The 17,204-nt window shown below is 61.2% G+C and carries 13 protein-coding genes and 1 tRNA gene; 9 read left to right on the plus strand and 5 right to left on the minus strand.

Translation table 11 applies throughout. From position 1 onward, the window contains the following. Window positions 1-18: 18 nt before the first annotated feature. Window positions 19-1,686: a hydroxylamine reductase gene (gene hcp / locus AWB74_RS08760; protein ID WP_061146371.1), complete on the minus strand. Its 1,668-nt coding sequence runs from the start codon at window positions 1,684-1,686 to the stop codon at window positions 19-21. Between the two features lie 253 nt (window positions 1,687-1,939). Here hcp and AWB74_RS08765 point away from each other — a divergent pair, with 253 nt between their 5' ends. Continuing rightward, window positions 1,940-2,134: a hypothetical protein gene (locus AWB74_RS08765; protein WP_061146435.1), complete on the plus strand. Its 195-nt coding sequence runs from the start codon at window positions 1,940-1,942 to the stop codon at window positions 2,132-2,134. A 4-nt stretch (window positions 2,135-2,138) separates the two neighbouring features. Then, window positions 2,139-3,521, plus strand: coding sequence for an ATP-dependent RNA helicase DbpA (gene dbpA, locus AWB74_RS08770; protein WP_061146372.1), 1,383 nt, complete (start codon window positions 2,139-2,141; stop codon window positions 3,519-3,521). A gap of 3 nt (window positions 3,522-3,524) precedes the next feature. Here dbpA and AWB74_RS08775 read toward each other — a convergent pair whose 3' ends face one another. Then, the gene (locus AWB74_RS08775) at window positions 3,525-4,907 is read right to left on the minus strand and encodes an MFS transporter (protein WP_061146373.1); all 1,383 of its coding nucleotides are present in this window, start codon (window positions 4,905-4,907) and stop codon (window positions 3,525-3,527) included. Window positions 4,908-5,103: 196 nt separating this feature from the next. Between AWB74_RS08775 and AWB74_RS08780 the strand changes: the two genes are divergently transcribed. Together AWB74_RS08780 and AWB74_RS08785 are read left to right on the plus strand one after the other, a co-directional pair. Then, window positions 5,104-5,490: a DUF488 domain-containing protein gene (locus AWB74_RS08780; protein WP_061146436.1), complete on the plus strand. Its 387-nt coding sequence runs from the start codon at window positions 5,104-5,106 to the stop codon at window positions 5,488-5,490. Between the two features lie 176 nt (window positions 5,491-5,666). After that, window positions 5,667-7,463, plus strand: a complete 1,797-nt coding sequence (locus AWB74_RS08785) for a GmrSD restriction endonuclease domain-containing protein (protein ID WP_061146374.1) — start codon at window positions 5,667-5,669, stop codon at window positions 7,461-7,463. Between the two features lie 208 nt (window positions 7,464-7,671). Here the strand turns inward: AWB74_RS08785 and AWB74_RS08790 are convergent. Next, window positions 7,672-7,747, minus strand: a tRNA-Lys gene (locus tag AWB74_RS08790). A 151-nt stretch (window positions 7,748-7,898) separates the two neighbouring features. Here AWB74_RS08790 and AWB74_RS08795 point away from each other — a divergent pair. From AWB74_RS08795 to AWB74_RS08805, 3 genes are read left to right on the plus strand one after another with little or no spacing between them, the layout of a single operon-like run. Then, window positions 7,899-8,306 carry a PaaI family thioesterase gene (locus AWB74_RS08795; protein ID WP_061146375.1) on the plus strand — a complete coding sequence of 136 codons (408 nt, stop codon included), beginning with the start codon at window positions 7,899-7,901 and terminating at the stop codon, window positions 8,304-8,306. Further along, window positions 8,307-9,176 (plus strand): patatin-like phospholipase family protein, encoded by an 870-nt coding sequence (locus AWB74_RS08800; RefSeq protein WP_061146376.1) that lies wholly within the window; start codon window positions 8,307-8,309, stop codon window positions 9,174-9,176. A 13-nt stretch (window positions 9,177-9,189) separates the two neighbouring features. Further along, a complete protein-coding gene (locus AWB74_RS08805; protein WP_061146377.1) occupies window positions 9,190-9,666 on the plus strand; it encodes an OsmC family protein in 477 nt (158 codons plus the stop codon). Window positions 9,667-9,681: 15 nt separating this feature from the next. Here the strand turns inward: AWB74_RS08805 and AWB74_RS08810 are convergent, their stop codons facing one another. Next, complete coding sequence (locus tag AWB74_RS08810; RefSeq protein WP_061146378.1) at window positions 9,682-10,698, minus strand: D-2-hydroxyacid dehydrogenase family protein; 1,017 nt, start codon at window positions 10,696-10,698, stop codon at window positions 9,682-9,684. Between the two features lie 487 nt (window positions 10,699-11,185). On the opposite strand from AWB74_RS08810, the gene AWB74_RS08815 reads away from it, so the two are divergent. Continuing rightward, entirely contained in the window at window positions 11,186-13,057 is a 1,872-nt protein-coding gene (locus AWB74_RS08815) for a phosphoenolpyruvate carboxykinase (GTP) (RefSeq protein WP_061146379.1), read from the plus strand. A gap of 322 nt (window positions 13,058-13,379) precedes the next feature. Then, window positions 13,380-14,465, plus strand: a complete 1,086-nt coding sequence (locus tag AWB74_RS08820) for a LysR family transcriptional regulator (RefSeq protein ID WP_061146380.1) — start codon at window positions 13,380-13,382, stop codon at window positions 14,463-14,465. An 86-nt stretch (window positions 14,466-14,551) separates the two neighbouring features. Here the strand turns inward: AWB74_RS08820 and AWB74_RS08825 are convergent, their stop codons facing one another. Further along, window positions 14,552-17,200, minus strand: a complete 2,649-nt coding sequence (locus AWB74_RS08825; protein WP_061146381.1) for a DNA topoisomerase III — start codon at window positions 17,198-17,200, stop codon at window positions 14,552-14,554. Window positions 17,201-17,204: the final 4 nt, after the last annotated feature.

Raw genomic sequence — 17,204 nt, forward strand, 5'->3', positions numbered from 1 at the left:
CGCATCCGGCAAATGGACTCACGCGGCCTTACGCGAAAGTGCGGCGGCGAGGTCGGAACGCGCATCGCCGATCGGCTGAATCGCGAATTTATCGACGAGAATTGCGAGGATGTTCGGCGTCAGGAACGCCGGCAACGTCGGCCCGAGCCGAATGTTCCTGATTCCGAGTGCCAGCAGCGTCAGCAGGACGGCGGCCGCCTTCTGCTCGAACCACGAAACGATGAGCGACAGCGGCAAGTCGTTGACACCGCATTCGAACGCGTCGGCGAGCGCCGTCGCGATGCGGATCGCGGAATACGAGTCGTTGCACTGCCCGAGATCGAGCAGCCGCGGAATGCCGCCGATATCGCCGAATGCATGCTGGTTGAAGCGATATTTATTGCAGCCGAGTGTCATCACGACGGTGTCGTCCGGCGCCTGTTCTGCGAACTCGGTGTAGTAGTTGCGGCCCGGCGCGGCGCCGTCGCATCCGCCGATCAGGAAGAAATGCCTGATTGCGCCGGCTTTCACGGCGTCGATCACCTTGTCGGCGACGCCAAGGACCGCATGACGTCCGAAGCCAACCGTGATGGTTTTTTCCTCCGCGGTCTCGATGAATCCCGGCAACGCTTTCGCAGCGTGTATCAGCACCGAGAAATCGTGGTTTTCCAGATGCCGCACGCCGGGCCAGCCCACAGGTCCGGTCGTGAAGATGCGCTGGCGATACTGCGGCCGCGGCTCGATGATGCAGTTGGAGGTCATCAGGACCGGACCAGGGAAATTCGCGAAGTCCGACTGCTGGTCCTGCCACGCGCCGCCATAGTTGCCTGCGAGATGCGCGTACGACTTGAGCTTCGGATAAGCATGAGCCGGAAGCATTTCGCCATGCGTATAGATCCGGATGCCCGTGCCTTGCGTCTGCTCCAGCAGCGCTTCGAGATCGCCGAGATCATGGCCCGAGACGAGAATCGCCTTGCCCGCCACCGGTGTAATGCGAACCGCACCCGGCTCCTGAGCTCCGAAGCGGCCGGTGTTGGCGTCGTCGAGCAACGCCATCACGTCGAGATTCAGGCTGCCGAGTTGCAGCGCTTGCGCGAGGAGCGAATCGGTATCGGCGGGATCGGCGGCGAGGAAGCAGAGCGCTGCCTCGACACCCGCATAGATCCCGTCGTTTTCCTTGCCGAGCACCTGCGCGTGATGCGCATAGGCGCAAACGCCTTTGAGCCCGTAAAGCACCAGCGCGCGAAGACCGACGACGTCCGCGCCTACCGTCTCGATGCCCGCATCGATGCCCACGGTCTGCGCCTGCGCGAGCAAACCCATGAGATCGTCGGCGGGCTGCCATGCTGCGGGACCGGCCGGGCGCTGAGCCGGTTTGCCTGCGGCCGCAGCGATGGCTTCATACGATGACCGCACGCGGTCGCGGTGATGCCCCGCGTCGCGAAGCAGCGCAACGAAGCGGCCCGCGTTGAAGTTCACGTTGGTGAGCGTCGTGAACATCGCATAGAGCATGAACCGGTCGGCTTCGCGGTCCGCATGACCCATCGCGCGGGCGAGGCTGTTGTACTGCGCAAGTCCCTTCACCGCATGCACCAGCAGGTCCTGCAGATCGGCCGTCGTCGCATCCTTGCCGCAATTCCCTTTCGCGGATGCACAACCCTGCTGCGCGCCCGTGCGGTCGGTCTGCTCACATTGATAACAAAACACGGTGACTCCCTTTTCGATTCAGTCGTTGATCGGACAACGGTTCACGTCGCACTGAAGAGGTATCGTATGTGCATCTTTAAAGCGGCGAGTCGCGTGATGACGATTCAATGACCGACATCATCGAAAGCTACAAAAACCTGTGTCACAACGGCGCGGTGCGGAAACCATGCTCCGGACGCGTCGACTGCCAAGCGCGCGTACACTCTCGCCTTTGAACCGATCAAACGCGTCACGCATGGAAGAGATCCAACACATGTTTACCTGTCGAAACCAGTCCTGCGGCGCGGAATGGGAACCTTCGGACGTCGTCATCAAGAACGAGGGCCAAGGCCTGCTGTTCCGCTGTCCGATGTGCGGCGCGCGCAATTACGTCGAGCGCCATCAAGCCGACGACGGCACGGCCACGTACGAGCAGATCGCCGACATTCCGCCGCGCGGAACACGCTGAAATCATGACCACCGATACTTCATTCAGCAGCCTGCCGCTTTCAACCGCGATGCAGTCGAACCTGCAGCAACTCGGCTATCTGTCGATGACGCCGATCCAGGCCGCGAGCCTGCCGCCGGCGCTCGCGGGTCACGATCTCATCGCGCAGGCGAAAACCGGCAGCGGCAAAACGGCGGCGTTCACGCTGCCGCTGCTTTCGAAACTCGATGCAGGCCGATTCGCCGTGCAGGCACTCGTGCTCTGCCCGACGCGCGAGCTCGCCGATCAGGTCACGCAGGAAATCCGCCGCCTCGCGCGCGCCGAAGAGAACGTGAAAGTGCTGACGCTGTGCGGCGGAACGCCGATGCGTCCGCAGATCGCGAGTCTCGAGCACGGCGCGCATATCGTCGTCGGCACGCCGGGCCGCATCATGGATCACCTGCAGCGTGAAACCCTCTCGCTCGACGCCGTGCGCACGCTCGTTCTCGACGAAGCGGACCGCATGCTCGACATGGGTTTCTTCGATGACATTGCGTCCGTCGCGCGCCAGTGCCCGAAGGAGCGTCAGACGCTGTTGTTCTCGGCGACGTATCCGGAAGGCATCGCGAAACTGAGCCAGCAATTCTTGCGCAATCCGCGCGAGATCAAGCTCACCGAACAGCACAGCAACGCGAAGATCAAGCAGCGCTTCTATCAGGTCGAAGACCATGAGCGCCTGCATTCGGTCGGGCTGTTGCTGGATCACTATCGGCCGGTGAGCACGCTCGCGTTTTGCAACACGAAGCAGCAATGCCGCGATCTGCTCGACGTGCTGCGCGCGCAAGGCTTCGAAGCGCTGACCTTGCACGGTGAGCTGGAGCAACGCGAGCGCGATCAGGTTTTGGTGCAGTTCGCCAATCGCAGTTGCTCGGTGCTCGTCGCGACCGATGTCGCCGCGCGCGGGCTCGACATCGCGCAACTGGAAGCGGTGATCAACGTCGATGTGACGCCCGATCCGGAAGTGCACGTGCATCGCATCGGCCGGACGGGGCGCGCGGGCGAGGAGGGCTGGGCGCTGTCGCTCGCGAGCATGGACGAGATGGGGCGCGTCGGCGCGATCGAAGAGGCGCAGCGCAAGGAAGTGGAATGGCATCCGCTCGACGAGCTGACATCGGCGGAACCGGGTCACCTCAAGCCGCCGATGGCGACGCTGCAAATCCTGGGCGGCCGCAAGGACAAGATTCGTCCCGGCGACGTGCTCGGCGCGCTCACCGGCGAAGCGGGCTTCGATGGCAAGCAGATCGGCAAGATCAACGTGATGGACATGGTCACGTACGTGGCCGTCGAACGGACCAGCGCCGACGACGCCGTGCGCAAGCTGAGCGCCGGAAAGCTGAAGGGCCGCAAGGTGAAAGTGCGGCGGATGTGAGCGTCAGGCTTTTTGCGAAGGCTCCGCCGCGATGCCGTCCGATGCCGCCTTCGACGGCTTGCGCGAGACGAGCCGCAAGCCGCTCGCGACGCTGCCCGCGCCCGCGAACGCTGCACCGAGCGACAGCGCGAGCGCGGGACCGTGCTTGCCGGCGATGCTGAAACACAGCGCGACGAGCGCCGCGCCCGTCGCCTGACCGATGAGGCGCGAAGTCGCGATCGTGCCGCTCGCGCCGCCGCTGCGTTCACGCGGCGCGCTCGACATGAACGCTTTCAGGTTCGGCGACTGAAAGAAGCCGAAGCCCGCGCCGCAGATCGCCATGCGGATGCAGATTTCCAGCGCGTGCGGCTCTGCCGGCAGCATGGCGAGCGACACCATTCCCACACACAGGATCGCGAGTCCGACGCCGCCCAGCAGACCGGGCGCGTGCCGATCGGACAGGCGTCCCGCGAGCGGCGCCATCAGCGCGACGAGCGCGGACCATGGCGTCATCAGAAATCCGGTTTCGACCTGACTGCGGCCCAGCACACTCTCGAAGAAAAACGGAAGCGACACGAACGCGAGACCCTGCGCGGCGAACGAGCAGATGGCGGTCATCGTCGAGAGCGCGAACATCGGGCGGCGAAAGAGATCGACGGGGAGCATCGGCGCGGGATGGCCGCGTTCGCGTCGCAACAGCAGAATGCCGGCGACGAGCGCGATGCCGAACGACGCGAGCACGATCCGCGCGGGCGCGCGCTGGGCCGCTTCGCCGAGCGCGAAGATCAGCGACGCAAACGTGACGACGTTCAGCAATGCCGCGACTCGATCGAAGCCGTGTTCGGCGCGTTTGGTCTGCGGCAGCGACGGCCACGCGATCATCAGTGCGAACACGCCGACTGGCAGATTGACCGCGAAGAGCCACGGCCACGTGCCGAGCGAGAGCACGATCGACGCGACCGTCGGCCCGACCGCGAACGCAATCCCGACGACGAGCGCGTTCAGCCCGACGCCGCGCCCGAGCCGATGCGGCGGAAAGATCGCGCTGATGAGCGCCGCGTTGACGCTCATGATTGCGGCAGCGCCGATGCCTTGCAACAGCCGCGCGGCGACGAGCGTCGGCAGCGACCACGAGAACGCGCACACGGCGGATGCCACGAGGAACACGATGAGCCCCGCGAGATACACGCGCCGATGGCCGAGAATGCCGCCGAGCGCGGCGAAGGGCAGCAGCGTCGCGACCATCGCGAGCTGATACGCGTTGATGATCCAGACGGAGGCGGCGGGCGTCGTGTGCAGATCGGCGGCTATCGCGGGCAGCGCGGTGTTGGCGATGGCGGTGTCGAGCGTCGCGAGTGCGACCGAGAGCAGGATCGCGGCCATGCCGCGGCGCTCGAGCGGGGTCATCGGCGCGTCGGGATTGCGGGCGGAGGTTGGGAGTCGTTCTTCGGTGGGCACGGCGGCGGTTCGGATGTAAGCGGAAGAAGAATAATCCGAAACGATACGGGAAGATCGCGCGGTCCGCTGAGCGTGCGCGCGGGAGCTTTCAAAGCGATGTCAGCGGGTATGCTTTGCGGGCCGTATTTATCGAAGGAGACCAATGATGACGATACGAATCGTGCGGCTCGGGTCACCGCGCGCAGAGGGCGAGGGATTGCGCATCGGCACGGTGCGTCGGCCGCCGCGCGGTGTGCCAAAGGCCGAGTTCGCGAAGCGCGATTTTTATGACGTGTGGTATCCGGTGCTGTCGCCGACGCAGGAACTCGTGACGGAAGCGCTTCACGCCGAGAACGACAAGGACTGGCGCGCGTTCGTGAAGAAATTCAAGGCGGAAATGGCGGAATCGGATGCGAGCAAGACGCTGGATTTATTGGCGGCGTTGTCGCATCAGACTAATTTTGCTGTTGGATGCTATTGCGAGGATGAAGCGCGGTGTCATCGGTCGGTGTTGCGGGAGTTGTTGTTGGCGCGGAGAGCTGATGTCGTTTGAGAATTCGGGGCAGCGGCAAATCAAAACCGAAAGCCTATAATTCTGCTTCGAAAGCGACCGCTTTCAGTTGATCGAAGGCATCCATGTGCCGATTTTGCGAGTTCGGCTGAAAAGCACGTTTGCATGGCCACGTCATTAGTAGTGCATCCGAGTTAAAAACATAGATTGTTTCAATAATGTCAACTCAACGTTATTCCGTTACTCCCCACCCGATCGAGACATTACTGACATGGGTCAAGTCCGGTGAAATCGCTATCCCGGAGATTCAGCGACCTTTCGTCTGGGAGGCGACTCGGGTCCGGAACCTGCTCGATTCCCTATATCAGGGATATCTAGTCGGCTACCTCATTGCGTGGAAGAATCCGAATGTAAAGCTCAAGGATGGTTCGACGTCGATGGGCAAGCGGATCTTGATCGACGGTCAGCAGCGCGTCACTGCGCTGATGGCCTCGTTGCTCGGCGTAGAAGTGCTCAACGACGACTATGAAACCGTTCAGATTCGCATCGCGTTCAATCCCCAAGAGGAGACGTTCGAAGTATCGAATCCGGCGATTCGCAAGAACAGCGCCTGGTTGCCGGACATTGCCGCCGTGTTCGACTCACAGACCAGCGTTTTTCAAATGGTCAGCGACTACTGCACAGCCAACAGCGGATGTACACAGGACAAAATCTTTAACGTTATCGAGAAACTGCGCGGCATCGTTCACAACCATGTGGGCGTAATTGAGCTGGCCGAGGATCTGGACATAGAAACGGTCACGGAGATTTTTATACGGGTCAACTCTGCAGGTGCCTCGCTGTCGCAAGCCGACTTCGCCATGTCGAAGATTGCGGTGAATGAGACATATGGCGGAAATATGCTCCGCAAGGCGATCGACTATTTCTGCCATTTGGCCGTCGCACCCGACTTCAAAGCAAAGATCGAGGCCTCCGACAAGCGGTTCGTTTCGTCCGGGTTCTATGAGAAGATGAAGTGGATTTGCAATGTCAACGACGACATTTACGATCCCACATACACCGACATGTTGCGCGTTGCTTTCACGTCAGAATTCGGCCGCGGCAAGCTTCAGGATCTTGTTGCTCTCCTGTCCGGACGGAACTTCGAAACAAAACAGTTTGAAGAAGTTATTGCGGAGCAATCGTTCAGCCAACTGAAAAGCGGCGTGCTCTCGTTTATCAACGAGACGCACTTCAATCGATTTACGATGATCCTGCGTTCTGCCGGATTTGTCTCCAGTTCGCTTATCAGCAGTCAGAACGCGGTGAATTTTGCCTACGTTCTTTATCTGCGAGGCCGGAAGAATGGGATTCCCGCGCCTGAACTCGAACGGATCGTACGGCGCTGGTACACCATGTCGACGCTCCGGGGGCGCTATAGCGGATCTCCCGAGTCCCAGTTTGATTTCGACATCAGGCAGGTTGAATCGCAAGGCGTTCAGCAATATGTCGATGCGGTAATCGCGAACGAACTGCCAGACAGTTTCTGGACTGGAATGCTGCCGCAGTTCATGACTACGTCGTCGATCAAAAGTCCATATTTTTTATGCTATATGGCTGCGCAGGCGAAACTGGGAGACAAGGGATTTCTCTCGCGGGATATCACGGTAATGGACCTTCTGCTCAATCAGGCGGACGTGCATCATCTTTATCCCAAGAAGCATCTTTCCAATCAGCAATTCAAAGCGGCCGCGTATAACCAAATCGCGAATTATGTCGTGGCGCAGAGCGAAATCAACATTGCTATCGGTGCGAAGGATCCGAGGGTCTACTTCGAGGAATTATTGATGCAATGTACGGGTGGAGAAAAGAAGTACGGTGGAATCGACAAACGAGAAGAACTGATAGCAAATCTCGAGGCTAACTGTGTCCCCGTTTCCATGCTTTATGGAAACGTTGGTGCATACGATGTTTTCCTGGAAGAACGGAGAAAGTTGATGGCCCTCAAAATCAAGGCGTGGTTCGCGGTGCTTTGAGACGAGCAAGTTCGACGCGGTTGAGGGCGATAAAACGAAATATCGTCACTCAACCTGCTATCTGGCTCACGTGCCATGTACAGCTAAGGCTAAGCCACTGATCGAGTTGGGTGGTGCGGTCAGTGAACAGAGCCGTGACCACAGCGCGCGAGCGCGGACAGAAACGAAAAAGCCCGGTCAGCTTTCGCTAACCGGGCTTCGTAATGCTTGGTGGGGCGTGAGTGACTCGAACACTCGACCTACGGATTAAGAGTCCGCTGCTCTACCAACTGAGCTAACGCCCCAACAGAAACGAAATTATAGCGTCACTTTTTACAGAAGCGCAATACCCCCGCGAAGAAAATTCTTAACTTTCTGACGAAACCCTCCAAATCCCCGCAGCATCGACGCCCCATGGTCCCGGTATCATGGCGCATCCAAACCAGGCCAACAAAAATGGACGATACCGCCATTCGCGCTCTGCTCGACAGCATCCTGGCCCCGTGGGTCAAGGAGTTACGACTTGCGCCCGAATCCATCGCCGACGATGCGGTCACGCTGCGCCTGCCGTACTCCGACCACCTCCGCCACGCGGGCGGCGTCATCTGCGGTCAGGTGTTCATGGCCGCCGCCGATACCGCGATGGTCGTCGTCATCTCGCACGCACTGGGCGGTTTCCAGCCGATGACCACCGTCTCCCTCAACACGACCTTCATGCGCCCCGTAAAAACCGGCGACGTCGTCGTCACCGCGCGCATCCAGCGCCGCGGCCGCAATCTCGTCTTCGGCGATATCGAACTGCGCGACGCGCAAGGCGAACTTGCCGCGCATGCCACGACAACCTACGCGCTCATCACCAAGTAAATGTTCGATCAGGTCGTATTCGCCGGCGGCGGAAACCGCTGCTGGTGGCAAGCCGGATTCTGGGACGTCATCCAGCCGGAACTGAATCTCAGGCCGCGCGTCATCGCGGGGATATCGGCGGGAGCGGCCACGGCGTGCATGCTCTATACGAACGAGTCGCGCTGGGTCATGCGCTACTACGCCGAAGCGCTGCGCGAGAACAGGAAAAACGCCTATTGGGGCAACCTGCTGCGCGGACAATCGGTGTTTCCGCACTACCGCATCTATCGTCAGGCGCTGCTCGATATCTTCGCGGACCGCTTTCGCGACCTCGCGAAAGCGCCCGAGATCCGTATCGGCGTGTCGCATCTGCCGCGCTGGCTCGGTGCGCGCAGCGCGGTCGCGGCGGGTCTGATCGCGTACAACATCGAGAAATACGTGCGCAAGACGCTGCATCCGACGCTCGGTCAGACGCTCGGCTTCCATCCCGAATTCGTGAAAGCGCAGGAATGCGCGACGATCGACGATCTCGCTGATCTCATCCTCCAGTCGTCGAGCACCCCGCCGTTCACGCCGATCCTGCGACGCAACGGCCGTCCCGTCCTCGATGGCGGCATGGTCGACAACGTGCCCGTCGCCGCGCTCGATGCAACGCCCGGTCTTGTGCTCGTGATGGTCACGCGGCTCTATCCGCGCGAGCGCATGTTCGTCGTGCCGCACGGCGAGCAGAAACGCATCTACATCCAGCCATCGCGCAAGGTGCCGATTTCGAGCTGGGACTATACGAGTCCGTCGCAAATGCAACATGCTTACGATCTGGGCCGCGCGGACGGCGAGGATTTTCTCGATCGCGCGCCGAGTCTTCTTAAAGCAGCCGAACATCTCTCCTGACAAGGAGCACGCCGTGGCGAAGCAGCACACATATCAACTGACCGTCGACTGGACGGGCAATCTCGGTTCCGGCACATCGGCCTACGGCGCCTACTCGCGCGAGCATCTCGTGCGCGTCGGCGCCAAGACGGCGATCGAAGCGTCGAGCGATCCGGCGTTTCGCGGCGATCCCGCGCGCCACAATCCGGAGGAGTTGTTCGTGGCGTCGCTGTCGTCGTGTCACATGCTCTGGTATCTGCACCTGTGCGCGACGAACAAGATCGTCGTGACGGCATATGTCGATGAAGCCATCGGCACGATGCAAGAGGAGAAGAACGGGAGCGGACGTTTCGTCGATGTGACGCTGCGCCCGCGCGTGACGATCGGCGCTGGTGGCGACTCCGGTCTCGCGACGCGCCTTCACGACGACGCGCACCGCTTCTGTTTCATCGCCAATTCGGTGAATTTTCCGGTGCGCTGCGAGCCGTCGATCGAGATCTCGACGCTCTAGCCACGCCAATCGCGCTCAGCGGCGGCGCGCGTGCTGGAGCGCTTCCTTGTTGAAGACGCTCGATGTGTCGCCCGCATCGAACGCGAGGATGTTCCGGAACGCGGCGCCGAAGTACAGCTCGTAGCTTTCGCGCTCCACATAGCCGATGTGCGGCGTGCAGATCACGTTCTCCAGCCGCAGCAGGCCGTAGCCCTGCAGAATCGGCTCGCTTTCGAAGACATCAACCGCGACCATGCCCGGACGGTTGTGATGCACCGCATTGAGCAGCGCGTTCTCTTCGAGCAGTTCGGCGCGGCTCGTGTTGACGAAGAGCGCGGTCGGCTTCATGCGCATCAGATCGTCTTGCTTGACGATGCCCGTCGTCTCGTCGGTCAAACGCAGATGCAGCGTCAGGACATCGCTTTGTTCGAAGAATGCCTCGCGGGTCTCGGCAACGGCGAAGCCGTCTTCGCGCGCCGCGCTTTGGGAATGCTCGCGTCCGTAGACGAGCACGTTCATTCCGAAGGCCTTGCCGTAGCCCGCGACCAGTTTGCCGATCTTCCCGTAGCCCCAGATGCCGAGCGTCTGCCCGCGCAGCACTTGTCCGAGCCCGAAGTTCGGCGGCAGCGCCGATGTCTTCAGCCCCGACTGCTGCCACGCGCCTTGCTTGAGGTTCGCGACGTACTGCGGGATGCGCCGCTGCGCCGACATGATGAGCGCCCACGTCAGTTCGGCGGGCGCGACGGGCGAGCCCGTGCCTTCCAGCACCGCGATGCCGCGTTCCGTACACGCATCGATATCGATGTGACCGCCGCCCGCCCGCCCCGTCTGACTGATCATGCGCAGTTTCGGGCATTTGTCGAGCAGTTGAGAGCTGATGCGGGTGCGTTCGCGGATCAGGACGAGCGCGTCGACTTCCGAAAGTCTGCTGGCCAACTGTCCGAGACCACGCACCGTGTTATTGAAGACTTTCACCTCATGGTCATCGAGCAAATGGAAGCAATCGAGCTTCCGGACGGCGTCCTGGTAGTCGTCGAGAATGGCGATTTTCATGGGCATGGATTGGCTTTTGTTAGGCATCGAACGTGCTGCATTTTTATCGAGGGAGAGAATGGAGCGCTTAAATTCGGGTAAATACCGATAAATTGCGCTCTATTGTGTCTTATTGCGCTGCATCACAATGTTCGCGCGATGCGGTGTTATGCTTGACTCCCCATTTTTCAGGAGGCTCGTGCGTCCCCGCCAAAATAGAGAAATTCCGCGCAACTAGCGGAAATCACGGAATTTCGCGAGGAGGCAGGCCACTTAGTATCTCTTTTTAACAGTTTGTTCCTTTGCCACGCAAGCCGCGAAAGGTACGGTTTGCTTGTAAAGGATTCATGCCCGTGACGCCGCATTGGCTCCCGAACCGCATTTCGTGCGATGAAACCATCTGTCGGAGTTGCACGAAAGCGCCCGGCGGTTCGAGTCGCAAACGCCTCTCGCATGCAGCGTCGTATGGGCAAATCGGTTTTCATTGCAGAAGAACGGAGACAGCTCGATGAACCAGCCCGCAGTAGTCGAAGACAACAATAAAAGCGCCGTCGAAATCAAAGCGCCGGCTCATGTCCGTCACCGACGACTCATCGAATGGGTGCAGCAAGTCGCGGCCCTGACCAAGCCGGATCGCATCGAATGGTGCGACGGGTCGCAGGAAGAATACGACCGGCTCTGCCAGCAGATGGTCGATGCCGGCACCATGAAGAAGCTTGACCCCGAAAAACGCCCGAATTCCTTTCTTGCGTGCTCGGACCCCTCGGATGTGGCGCGCGTCGAAGACCGCACGTTCATCTGTTCACAGCGTCGCGAAGATGCCGGCCCTACGAACAACTGGATCGATCCGCAGGAAATGCGCGTGACGCTCGACGGCCTGTTCGACGGCGCAATGCGCGGCCGCACGATGTACGTCGTGCCGTTCTCGATGGGCCCGCTCGGCTCGCCGATCGCGCATATCGGCGTGGAATTGTCGGACAGCCCGTACGTTGTGACGAACATGCGCATCATGACGCGCATGGGCCGCGCCGTGTACGACGTGCTCGGCGAGAGCGGCGGGTTCGTGCCGTGCGTGCATTCGGTCGGCGCACCGCTCGTCGATGGCCGCAAGGACGTGCCGTGGCCGTGCAACGACACGAAGTACATCGTCCATTTCCCCGAAAAGCGCGAAATCTGGAGCTTCGGCTCGGGTTACGGCGGCAACGCGCTGCTCGGGAAGAAGTGCTTCGCGCTGCGCATCGCCTCGACAATGGGCCGCGACGAAGGCTGGCTCGCCGAACACATGCTGATTCTCGGCGTGACGTCGCCGCAAGGGCGCAAATATCACGTTGCGGCTGCGTTCCCGTCGGCGTGCGGCAAGACCAACTTCGCGATGCTGATTCCGCCGAGCGATCTCAACGGCTGGAAGGTGACGACCATCGGCGACGACATCGCCTGGATCAAGCCGGGCCGCGACGGCCGCCTCTACGCGATCAACCCGGAAGCGGGCTATTTCGGCGTCGCGCCGGGCACGAGCGAAAAGACCAACTTCAACGCAATGGCCACGTTGAAGGAAAACGTCATCTTCACGAACGTCGCGCTGACCGACGACGGCGACGTATGGTGGGAAGGCATGACCGACACGCCGCCGGCGCATCTCATCGACTGGCAGGGCCGCGACTGGACGCCCGAAATCGCGAAAGAAACGGGCGCGAAGGCCGCGCATCCGAATGCGCGCTTCACGGCGCCGGCGTCGCAATGTCCGTCGATCGATGCGGATTGGGAGAACCCGGCCGGCGTGCCGATCGACGCGTTCATCTTCGGCGGACGTCGCTCCAACACGGTGCCGCTCGTGACCGAAGCGCGCGACTGGAAGGAAGGCGTCTACATGGCCGCGACGATGGGCTCCGAAACCACCGCCGCCGCTGCCGGCCAACAGGGCGTCGTGCGCCGCGATCCGTTCGCGATGCTGCCGTTCTGCGGCTACAACATGGCGGATTATTTCGGCCACTGGCTGAAGGTGGGCGAGCGCGTCGAATCGATGAACGCGAAGGCGCCGAAGTTCTTCTGCGTGAACTGGTTCCGCAAGGGCGACGACGGCAAGTTCGTGTGGCCGGGCTTCGGCGAGAACATGCGCGTGCTGAACTGGATGATCGGCCGCATCGAAGGTTCGGCGAAGGGCGAGGAGCACGCGTTCGGCATTTCGCCCCGTTACGAAGATATCGACTGGGGCGCGCTCGGCTTCACGCGCGAGCAGTTCGAGCAGGTCATCTCTGTCAACGATACGGCCTGGCGCGACGAACTCGCGCTGCATGACGAGTTGTTCGCGAAACTGAAACACGGCTTGCCGGAAGCCTTGCCGCAAGCAAAAGCCGGGATGGAGAAACGTCTCGCGGCGTAATGCCACGCAGGATTGATGTCAAAAACTGAATCAATCCCCAAAAGAACGGGTCGGCGCAAGCCGGCCCGTTTTTTCTTGCCTACACCGTCAAAATAGACGCGGCCAGTCTTTTAAAAAATTTCGTCTATCAGCGAATACCCGGGCGAGTGTTGTGTGAAGCGCAACAATCGGTGATCTTTCATCGGCATAACGCGGCTAACTACCAGATTTTTTTCGACTTTTTCGTGCTTCCCGGCAACTTCTGCACGAAAGTGCCGGTCCTAGGATAATCCTGAATTGCTTTGCAGCAGAATTCGAGCCGTGTAGCGGCAGGAGTTGTCTTATGGATCATTTGCAGTCGATGAGAGTGTTCGTGCGTGTCGCGGATCTCGGAAGTTTCGCCCGGGCCGCGAGCGCGATGGATATCTCCAATGCGGTGGCGACGCGCCACGTCGCGGACCTCGAAGGCCGCCTCGGCACGCGTCTGCTCAACCGCACGACGCGCAGCCTTTCGCTCACCGAGTCCGGCCAGGTCTATCTGGAAAGGGCGCGGCAGATTCTCGACGAACTGGAAGACGTCGAACAAATGGTGGTGGCGCGCAATCACGAGCCGCTCGGGTCGCTCAGGATCGTCGCGCCCGTCGTGTTCGGTCTGCACAATCTCGCGCCCGTGTTGCAGACGTATGCGCAGCGTTATCCGAAGGTCGTGCCCGATGTGACGCTGGTCGATCGTCAGGTCGATCTGGTCGAGGAAGGTTTCGATGTCGGCATCGTCATCGCCCGGCAGGTGAAGAGTGCGAGCATCGTCACGCGGCGCCTGACGACGGGTTGCATGACGGTCTGCGCGACGCCTGCGTATCTGGAAAAGCACGGCACGCCGACGCGCCCGGAGCATCTGCTCGAACATCCGTGCCTGAGCCTGCCCTCCGAATATTGGGGCGACGAGCGCGTGTTCACCGGTCCGGAAGGCGAGGTGCGCGTGCGCCCGCAGAACGTGATCATCGCGAACAACACGGAAATGCTGCGGCAGTTCGCGCTGCTCGGCATGGGCATCGCGATTTTGCCGAGCTATCTGATCGGCAACGACACGACGCGCGGCCAACTTGTGCGCCTGCTCGGGGACTATCAGTTGCCGCAGGTCGAGATCAATGTTGCGTATCCGAGCCGGCGTCACTTGCCGGCGAAGGTGCGCACGTTCATCGATCACCTGGTCGAGCATTTCAGCCAGACGCCGAATCATCAGCTTGGCGAGCAGTGGATTCGCGATGGTCGCGGCAGGCCCGTGTCGGCGGCGCCCGCCCGCTACGAGCATGCTGATGAACACGCGACGCCCGCGCCACGCTCACGTCCGATCGACGGCGAAATGGCGCCGAAGTTGTCGAAACCTTCGCGAACGCGAGGGCGCGTGCCAGCGGCATCGCCGTTCTGAAGTTATCGCGCGAAAGCCGCGCGCAATGGAAAAAACCCCCGCGAATCGCTTCGCGGGGGTTTTGCTTTTTGTCGCTGAGAGGAACGTCAGCTCGCCTTGCGCGCCACAGTCTTTTTGACGGCGGCCTTCTTCGCCGGCGCTTTCTTCGCGACGGGCTTCGCACGCGTCGTTTTCGCGGCGACGGCGACATCGCTATCGGCGCTTTCGTCGCCGCTCTCGCCCTGTGCTTCCGTCGCAGCGCCGCGCTTGGCCGCAGCCGTCTTCGCCCCCGGCTTGGCTTCCTTCTTCTCGAACTCGAAGCCGATCTTGCCATCCGGCTGCTTCACGAGAAACGCCTTGAAGTTGCGTCCGGTACGCGACGACTTGAAGTTCGTCAGCAGATCGGTGCGGCCTTCGCCGAGCAGTTTTTCCATCTGCTCGCGGGCGATTTCTTGTTGAAGAATCACCTTGCCCGAGCGGAAGTCACAAGTCTTCGGATTCGATACCGAATTCTCGCAGACGTAGCTCATGCCGTGCTCGAACACGCGTGACTGACACTTCGGACAGGCGCCGACCGGCGTCTGTTCGGAGAAATCGGGCGGTTCGCCGTCCTCGCCGCCGCTGTCCTGACCGAAATCGAATTCGAGCTTGTAATTCTTGATCTCGTCATCGAGCGAAAGCTTGAGAATCGCAGAGAACGGACGACCCATCTTGCTGCGGAATCCCGACAGCGGTCCGATGGTTTTCTCGCGCAGCAATTCCTCGACTTCCGGAATTTCGAACTGACGCCCGCCCGGAATCTTCGAAATCGAAAACTCGCACTTCGTGCACGCGAAGCGGCGATAGTTCTCCTTCACCTGCGAGCCGCAGTTCGGACACGGCGTTTCGAGCGTCGCGTAGTCGCCGGGAATCGTGTCCGAGTCGTATTCCTTCGCGCGCTTGACGATGGTCTGCGTCATCCGCGCGATTTCCTGCATGAACTGATCGCGATGCAGGCTGCCGCGCTCCATCTGCGACAGCTTGTGCTCCCATTGGCCGGTCAGTTCGGGCGCGGTGAGTTCTTCGACGCCGAGGCCGCGCAGAAGCGTCATCAACTGGAATGCCTTGGCGGTCGGAATCAGCTCGCGGCCTTCGCGCACCATGTACTTCTCGCCGAGTAGACCTTCGATGATCGCCGCGCGCGTGGCCGGCGTCCCGAGGCCCTTCGCGGCCATCGCGTCGCGCAGTTCTTCGTCTTCGACGAGCTTGCCCGCGCCTTCCATCGCCGAGAGCAGGGACGCTTCGTTGTAGCGCGCGGGCGGCTTGGTCACGAGACCTTGCGCGGCGATCTTCTCGACGTCGACCTGTTCGCCCTTCTGCACCGGCACGAGATTGCCGTCTTCGCCCGCGGCTTCGCGACCGTAGACCTGCAGCCAGCCCGGCTCGACGAGCACCTTGCCTTCCGTCTTGAAGTGATGCCCCGAGACTTCGGTGATGCGCGTCGTGACGAGGTATTCCGCCGCCGGGAAGAACACGGAGAGGAAACGCTTCACGACGAGGTCATACAGCTTCTGCTCCGGCTCCGACAGCGACTTCGGCGCCTGCAACGTCGGGATGATGGCGAAGTGATCGCTGATCTTCGAGTTGTCGAAGATGCGCTTGTTCGGCTTCACCCAGCCCTTGTCGAGCACCTGCTTCGCGAACGGCAGATAGTTGTTGCTCTCCTTGAGCATGGTCATCGTGTCCTTGACCGTGCTCAAGTAGTCCTCGGGCAGCGCGCGCGAATCGGTACGCGGATACGTCAGGACCTTGTGCTTTTCATACAGCGCCTGCGCGAGACCGAGCGTGTTCTTCGCCGAGAAGCCGAAGCGGCCGTTGGCTTCACGCTGCAAGCTGGTCAGATCGAAAAGCAGCGGCGACATCTGCGTCGACGGTTTCGATTCTTCCGTGACCGTGCCGGTCTTGTCGCGACACGCCGCTACCACTGATTCCGCCGCCGCGAGACTCCACAGGCGCGAATCGCGCTGTTCAGGATCGTTTTCGACACGCTTGAACTTCGGATCGAACCAGCGGCCTTCGTAGATGCCCTTCGCGGCGATGAACTCGGCGCGCACTTCCCAATAGTCGCGCGGCACGAAACGGCGGATTTTCTCCTCACGTTCGACGACGATCGACAGCGTTGGCGTCTGAACGCGGCCGACGGTCGTCAGGAAGAAACCGCCGCCCTTGCTGTTGAACGCGGTCATCGCGCGCGTGCCGTTGATGCCGACGAGCCAGTCGGCTTCGGAACGGCAGCGGGCGGCGTCGGCGAGCGGCTGCATGTCGGCGTCGCTGCGTAGATTCGCGAAGCCTTCGCGGATCGCGGCGGGTGTCATCGATTGCAGCCAGAGGCGCTGGACCGGCTGCTTCGCTTTCGCGTGCTGCGCGATCAGGCGGAAGATCAACTCGCCCTCGCGCCCCGCGTCGCATGCGTTGATGAGGCGGTCGATGTCCTTGCGCTTCAACAGCTTCGTCAGCACCTTCAGGCGCGATTCGCTTTTCGCGATGGGATTCAGGTCGAAATGCGGCGGAATGACCGGCAGGTTCGTGAAGCTCCATTTGCCGCGCTTGACGTCGTATTCCTCGGGCGCCGCGATTTCGAGCAGATGGCCGACCGCGGACGAGAGCACGTAATCGTCGCTCTCGAAATACTCGTCATGCTTGGTGAAGCCGCCCAGCGCACGCGCGATGTCGTTCGCGACGGAGGGCTTCTCAGCGATGATCAGGGCTTTGGACATGACT

The organism is Caballeronia arvi, from assembly GCF_001544695.2.
Taxonomy (GTDB): Bacteria; Pseudomonadota; Gammaproteobacteria; order Burkholderiales; family Burkholderiaceae; genus Caballeronia; species Caballeronia arvi.